The following is a 6,697-nucleotide window of genomic DNA, read 5'->3' on the forward strand; positions in this document are numbered from 1 at the left end:
CTCTACGCCTTCAGCCCCCAGCTGCTGCCCACCCTCCCGCCGAGGGGAGTGACCACCGGCTGGTGGTCCGCCTCCGACGACGCCGCCCTGTCCCGTCCCGTGGCGGAGCTGCTGTCCCGCGGGGACTGGGTCTACGTCGGGTTCGGTTCCAACCAGCGCGGGGACCCCTCTGCCGTGCTGGAGCACGTGGGGGATGCCTGCGAGCGCGCGGGCGTCCGCGCCGTCGCCCAGCTCGGGAAGCTGCGCGGGCAGGTGCACCCGAACGTGGTCTGCGTGGGAGAGCAGCCCCACGAGGCCCTGTTCCGCCGCGTGCGCGCGGTGGTCCACCACGGGGGCGCGGGCACCACTGCCGCCGCGGTGCGCGCGGGGGCCCCGTCCGTGGTGGTTCCCCACGTGGCGGACCAGTTCTACTGGGGCAGCCGGCTGCACGCCCTGGGCGTGGCTCCCCGCCCGCTGCCGCGGCGCGCGCTCACCGGGCCCGGCCTCGCCCGGGTCCTGGAGGAGGCGCTGGACCCGGTCACCACCGCGCGCGCCGAGCTGCTCGCCGAACGGGTGCGCGGGGAGGACGGCTGCGGCCGGGCGGTGCAGCAGATCGAGGACTGGCTGAGCCCGGCGGCGGCCCGGTGAGCGTGGCGCACGCCGTTCGGGGAGCGGGCTCCACCGCGGTGCCCACGGCCCTGTCCCCCGTGCGGATCGCGGTGGTCCCCATGCTCGCCGTCGCGGTGGTGCTGCTCCTCACCGCGGGGCGCTACGGACCGCACTGGGACGAGCTGTACTTCCGGGCCCTGCCGCTGGACTGGTGGTACGTGGACCAGCCGCCGCTCACGGTGTGGCTCACGTGGCTCGCGGCGCGGGTCAGCGACGACCTCTGGGTGCAGCGGCTGCCCGCGATCGCCGCGGCCGCGGCGGGTGCCCTCGTGGCGAGTCTCTTCCCCCGTGCCCTCGGCGCCGGCCCGTGGACGCAGCGCCTCGCGGCCTGGGCCCACGCGTTCACCGTCTACCCCCTGCTGATGGGCCACATCTTCACCACCAGCGCCGTCGACCTGCTCGCGTGGGAGCTCACCCTCCTGCTGGTGCTGCGCGCCGCGCAGGGCAGACCGCGCCTGCTGATCTGGGCGGGCGTGGTGGCGGGTGCGGCCTGCTGGAACAAGCTGCTCGTCGTGGTGCTGCTCGCCGCGGTGTTCGTCTCCCTGTGCATGACGTGCCGGTGGCTGCTGGGCCGGGCCGAGACCTGGATCGGTGCGGGCCTGTTCCTGGTGATCGCGGCACCCCAACTGTGGGCGCAGCTGAGCCACGGGATGCCCATGTCCCAGGTCTCCGCCGGGCTGGTGGAGCAGCACGGCACCACCGTGCGGCTGCTGCTCCTGCCCGCGCTCGTGCTGTTCGTGGGACCGCCCTTCGTGCGCGTGGCGCTGGACGGCCTGCTGGACCCCTGGCGGGGCGGTGAGCGTGCCGCGCGCTTCCTGCTGCCCACCGTCCTGCTCGTGGTGGCCTTCACGCTCGTCTCCCCCTCCCAGCCGCACTACCCCGCGGGTGCGCTGCTGCCTGCCCTCTCCCTGGGGTGGACGAGCCCGCGGGTGCGGCGACGGTGGAGCCGGCCCAGGAGGTGCACCGTGGTCGCGGCCAACGCCGCCGTGGCCTGTCTCATCTGCCTCCCGGTCCTGCCCGCCACCCAGCCCTGGGTGGGCGTGCAGGCCACCGTGAACCCCACCGCGCGGGACCAGCTCGGGTGGCCGGCGCTGGCGGGTGAGGTGAGCCGCGCCCGGGGAGCCGGGGAGGATGTCGTCGTCGACAGCTACGCGCTGGCCGGTGCCGTGGACCGGTACGGGAGCGCCGCGGACCGGGAGGCACTGCACTCCGGGCACAACGGCCTGTGGGAGCTCGGCCCGCCGCGCTCCCAGCGGGTGGTGCTGGTGGGGGATCACGCCACCGCGCAGCGCGACGCCTTCGCCACCTGCACACCGGGGCCCTCGCCGCGCACCGGGCCCGTGGTGCACCCGGATCTCGTGGACGTTCCCGTGCTGCACTGCGAGGGGCCCGAGGCGGACTGGCAGACACTGTGGCCCCGGTTCCGTCGGCTCAGCGGCTGACCTCCTGCGCGCGGGGCTCCCGGAGGAGCAGGCACCCCGCCTCGAGGAGCAGCGCAAGCAGCATGGCGCCCACGATCACGAGCTCTCCGGCACCGGCCGGCACCACACCGCCCGGCAGCCGGCTCACGGCGGCGAACAGCAGGGCGGTGCTGGCCAGCACCACGCGGGCACCCCGGCGGCGGCGCAGCCACGGGGTGCCCGGGCGGATCCCCGAGGCCAGGAACCCCAGGGCCGGGACCACGAGCGCCAGCACCACGGCCGCGAGGTGCAGGCCCGCCCTGTTCCCCGCGGGAAAGACGCCGGTGGCCACCAGACCCGCGCCCATGACGACGACGCCGCCCGCCAGCACCCTGCCCCACCGGCCCCACAGACAGGCACCCGCTGCCAGGAGCAGCACCCCGGCGAGCGCGATCCCGGTGTTGAACACCCGGTGGCCGGGGGAGCAGATCCACCGGCCCCCGCGCACCCGGCACTCGCCGTCCCCGAGGTCGCTGATCATGTTCTCGTACCAGACGTAGGCGGTGCCCGGCGTGGACAGCGTCAGCACGGCGGTGAGGGCGACCACCAGGACCGCCGCCACCACGAGCAGCGCCCCGAGCCGGGCGCCGTCCCACGCCGCCTCCGGCTCCGGGCCGTCGAGGGGCGCACGGCGTCTCACCGCGACTGCCCCGCGCGCCGCCGGGGTGCGCGCCCGGTCACCTCGGGCACGAGTCCTCCGTGTTCTCCGTGTCAGCCGCGCCCGCCGCCGGGAACCGGAGGCGCATCCCACGCAGGATGTACCCCTCGATGAGGTTGTCCCACTCCAGCGTGGGCGCCTGCACCAGCACGGGCCCGTGGCCCAGCAGACGCAGCAGGAAGCGGTCCGTCTCCGTGATGGCCAGCGGCCGGCCCGGGCACTTGTGGGCCCCGTCGCTGAAGGCCATGCCCGTGGCGTCCGCGCCGGGCGGCATCGTCCGCCCGGGACACACCTCGGCCGGGTGCTCCCCCACGGCCTGCGGATCGGTGTTGGTCTGGCGCACGCAGATGTCCACGAGGTCCCCCGCCGGCACGGTCCAGCTGCTGCCACCGTCCGTGATCTCCACGGGTTCCTGCACGCGGCGGTAGAGGTGGCCCACCACCGGCTCCAGCCGCAGCAGCTCGTGCAGGATGGCGAAGCGCTCCTTCTCACCGGCCACGAGGTAGCGGGCGCGCAGCTCGTCGTTCTCCAGCAGGTGCCACGCGGCCATCACGATGAACTCGCGGGTGGTCACCATCCCCGCGGTGCCGTAGGTGACGCACTCCACCAGGATGTCCGCCGTGGAGTATCCCTCTGCCAGGAGGTGGCTGACCACGTCGTCCCCCGGGTTCCTGCGCCGGGCCCGGATGGCGGGGCGCACGTCCGCCAGGTAGAAGCGGGCAATGGGCACCAGGGCGTTGAACGCCGCACGGGCCCACTGCGCGCGGGTGCGCCCGTAGTCCGGCTTGGTCACGTCCAGCGGGGGCTGGTTGAAGAAGCTCACCAGGCGGCGGCACATCCCGTCCAGCGAGGAGTTGTCGATGCCCACGATCCCCCGCGTCACCTCCACGGTGAAGCGCAGGGCCAGCTCGTCCAGCAGGCACGTCCCACCCGCGCGGGCGGCGTCGGCGGCGAAGGCCGCGGCGCGGGACTCGATGTCCGGCAGGTGGCGGCGCGCCACCACGGCGGGGGCGAAGAACCGGGCGACCTCCTTGCGCTGCTCGTCGTGCAGCGGGCCGTCCGAGACCAGGATGGGGTGGTGGCGGAAGAACCCCTGGGGGATCGCCTCCGCGGTGAAGCCGGCCTGGGTGGTCGCGTGGCGCGCCTGCAGCACCTGCCGAGCCGCCGTGAGACCCCGGATCCGCCACACGGACCCCGTGTGCTCCACCCGGGGGTTCTCGGCCTCCCCGGCCTTTCGGGACCGGCGGACATCCGACTCGTCGACCACGTTGTGCCTCCCTCTCCTGCGCTGCACGGCAGTCTACGGCCCCGCTGGACGACGCCGCGGGGCCCGGTCCGCGGGCCGCTTCAGGGCCCGTCCGGGAGCCAGCCGGGGCCAGTCCGCGTGGCAGGTGCTCGGGTAGGGTGGGGGCAGTCGGAGCGCCCCGGCACGGGAAGGACAGCAATGGATCACGGCCAGTACCTCGTGCTGATGGGGCTGTGCGTGGCGATCACCCTGCCACTCGAGTTCATCGTGGGGGTCCGCGTCTACCGCCGCCCCCGGCGTCTGCTCAAGGTCATGCTGCCGGTGGTCGTCCTGTTCGTGGCGCGGGACCTGTGGGGCATCTACCGTGACCACTGGACCTACAACCCGGAGTTCATCACCGGCATCCACCTGGGCGCCCTGCCGCTCGAGGAGCTCGTGTTCTTCATCGTGATCCCCATCTGCGGTCTGCTCACCCACGAGGCCGTCGGCAAGATCCTCCGGCTCGTGCGGGGGACCGGGCCCCTGCGGTTCCGGTGGCCGGACGGCCTGGTCCGTGAGTCGCAGGAGGCGAGCCGCGCCGATGCCTGAGTACACACTTCTCACCATCCTCGGCGTCATCGCCGTGGTGCTCCTGGAGCTGCTGTGGGCCCGCACCGGGATCTTCCGCACCGCCACCTACTGGCTCGCCATGCTGATCGTCGAGTCCTTCCAGATCCCCGTGGACGGCTGGCTCACCAAGCTGTCCGACCCCATCGTGCTCTACAACCCCGAGGCCTCCTCGGGCATCCGCTTCCCGTGGGACATCCCGATCGAGGACTTCGGCTTCGGGTTCGCCATGGTGACCCTGACCATGATGCTCTGGCACCGGGCGGAGCGCCGCGAATCCCCAGAAGCAGCGGAGTGAGCCCCGCGGGCCACCCGGCGAGCGGGACGCACGACACGCGCCCGCACCCCCGACGACGCCGCCGCGCTCCAGCCCCGCCTGGGCCCCCGCACCGGCAGCGCCGCCGAGGACGCGCCGACCCCCGCACCGTCCCCGCCCACCACGAGAAAGCCGCACCCTGATGAGCACTTCTGAGCAGAACCACCCCGGACGAGACCGCCGCGCCGTGCGGCACCCGGGGCCCACCGGCGCGGCGCGGATCCAGGGTGAGCGCAGCGTCGTCGTGGCCGGAGGCGGGATCGCGGGCATCGCGGCCGCCACGGTGCTGGCCGAACGCGGCGTGCGCGTGACCCTGCTGGAGTCCACGGACCGCCTGGGTGGCCGGGTGGCTGCGTGGCCGCTGGACGACGGCCGCACCATGAGCCGCGGCTTCCACGCGTTCTTCCGGCAGTACTACAACCTGCGCTCGCTCCTGCGCCGCACGGATCCCCCGCTGGAACGACTGACCCCCGTGACCGACTACCCGCTGCTGCGCCAGGGCCGGCCCGGGGACTCCTTCGCGCACATCCCCAGAACCCCGCCGTGGAACGTCCTGGGCTTCGTGCTGCGCAGCCCGGCGTTCACGCCCCGCACCCTGGCCAAGGTCAACGCCAGGGCCGCCCTGGAGATGATGCAGGTGCGCTTCCCCGAGACCTTCTCCGCCTACGACGGGGAGTCCGCGGCCATGTTCCTCGACCGGCTGCGCTTCCCCGAGGGCGCTCGGGACCTCGCGCTCGAGGTCTTCGCCCGCTCTTTCTTCGCGTCCCCCCACGACTTCGCGGCCGGGGAACTCGTGGCCATGTTCCACGCCTACTTCATCGGCTCCGCGGAGGGCCTCATCTTCGACGTCCCCACCGACGACTACGACGCCGCCATCTGGGCTCCCCTCGCACGACACCTCGCGGACCTGGGAGTCACCGTCCGGTGCGGTGCCACGGTGGAGGCAGTAGAGGTCGCAGAGGACCACGCCACCGTCCAGGTGGGGCAGGACGCGCTCACCTCCGACGCCGTGGTCCTGGCCACGGATCCCCGGTCCGCACGAGAGCTCATCGGCGGTCTGCAGGCGCATACCCAGTCACCGGACGTCGCGCGGTGGCGCGACGCCGTGGGCGAGACCCGCAACGCTCCCCCGTTCGCCGTGCTCCGGCTCTGGTACGACGGCCTCGTGGATGCCGAACGGCCCGCCTTCGTGGGAACCAGCGGATTCGGCCCCGTGGACAACGTCTCCGTCCTGGAACGCTTCGAGTCCGGGGCCGCAGAGTGGTCCGCCAAGCACCACGGGTCCGTGGTGGAGGTGCACGCCTATGCCTGTGAGGACGGGTTGCAGCCCGGTACCCCTGAGGCCGCAGAACTCGAGAGGCGCCTCGAGGAGGAGCTGCACCGCGTCTTCCCGGAGTGCGCCGATCTCGGCGTGCACCACCGGGAGTTCCTCCTCCGGGAGGACTGCGCCCTGATCACGCCGGAGAACTGGGCCGGGCGTCCGGGCGTGGAGACGCCCATGGACCGTCTCGTGCTGGCCGGCGACTGGGTACGGTGCGACTACCCGGTGGCCTTGATGGAACGTGCGACGACGACGGGGTTCTTGGCGGGCAACGCGTTGTTGTCCCGGTGGGGTGTCGCGGGTGAGGACGTGTGGACGGTGCCGATGCGGGGCCTGCTCGCCCGCAGGGGTTGAACCGCCCCGCAGGGAGAACACCCGGGGCCGCGGCCGGGCCGGCAGTGCCCCGTCCGGCCGGCAGTGCCCGGTCGGGTCGGGCTGGGCC

General features: G+C 73.7%; 7 protein-coding genes. 5 read left to right on the forward strand and 2 right to left on the reverse strand.

What is annotated here, in order from left to right; genetic code table 11:
* On the forward strand, nucleotides 1–627 hold a 627-nt coding region (locus CWC38_RS12140), incomplete at its 5' end, for a glycosyltransferase (RefSeq protein ID WP_165860402.1).
* 2 nt (nucleotides 628–629) lie between these two features.
* Nucleotides 630–2,090 carry a glycosyltransferase family 39 protein gene (locus CWC38_RS10420; protein WP_124106165.1) on the forward strand — a complete coding sequence of 487 codons (1,461 nt, stop codon included), beginning with the start codon at nucleotides 630–632 and terminating at the stop codon, nucleotides 2,088–2,090.
* On the opposite strand, the gene CWC38_RS10425 is transcribed toward CWC38_RS10420, so the two are convergent.
* Both CWC38_RS10425 and CWC38_RS10430 read right to left on the reverse strand, forming a co-directional pair.
* The gene (locus CWC38_RS10425) at nucleotides 2,080–2,748 is read right to left on the reverse strand and encodes a DUF998 domain-containing protein (RefSeq protein WP_165860403.1); all 669 of its coding nucleotides are present in this window, start codon (nucleotides 2,746–2,748) and stop codon (nucleotides 2,080–2,082) included. The genes CWC38_RS10420 and CWC38_RS10425 overlap by 11 nt on opposite strands.
* A 37-nt stretch (nucleotides 2,749–2,785) precedes the next feature.
* The gene (locus CWC38_RS10430; RefSeq protein WP_240625218.1) at nucleotides 2,786–4,033 is read right to left on the reverse strand and encodes a cytochrome P450; all 1,248 of its coding nucleotides are present in this window, start codon (nucleotides 4,031–4,033) and stop codon (nucleotides 2,786–2,788) included.
* Between the two features lie 177 nt (nucleotides 4,034–4,210).
* On the opposite strand from CWC38_RS10430, the gene CWC38_RS10435 reads away from it, so the two are divergent.
* The 3 genes from CWC38_RS10435 (at nucleotide 4,211) to CWC38_RS10445 (ending at nucleotide 6,609) form a co-directional block, all read left to right on the forward strand.
* Nucleotides 4,211–4,600, forward strand: coding sequence for a lycopene cyclase domain-containing protein (locus tag CWC38_RS10435; protein WP_121846674.1), 390 nt, complete (start codon nucleotides 4,211–4,213; stop codon nucleotides 4,598–4,600).
* Nucleotides 4,593–4,916, forward strand: a complete 324-nt coding sequence (locus CWC38_RS10440; protein WP_121846675.1) for a lycopene cyclase domain-containing protein — start codon at nucleotides 4,593–4,595, stop codon at nucleotides 4,914–4,916. Before CWC38_RS10435 ends, CWC38_RS10440 begins: the two co-directional genes overlap by 8 nt.
* 160 nt (nucleotides 4,917–5,076) lie before the next feature.
* The gene (locus CWC38_RS10445; protein WP_121846676.1) at nucleotides 5,077–6,609 is read left to right on the forward strand and encodes an FAD-dependent oxidoreductase; all 1,533 of its coding nucleotides are present in this window, start codon (nucleotides 5,077–5,079) and stop codon (nucleotides 6,607–6,609) included.
* Nucleotides 6,610–6,697: the final 88 nt, after the last annotated feature.

The sequence above is a fragment of the Kocuria tytonicola genome, from assembly GCF_003687455.1.
Taxonomy (GTDB): domain Bacteria; phylum Actinomycetota; class Actinomycetes; order Actinomycetales; family Micrococcaceae; genus Kocuria; species Kocuria tytonicola.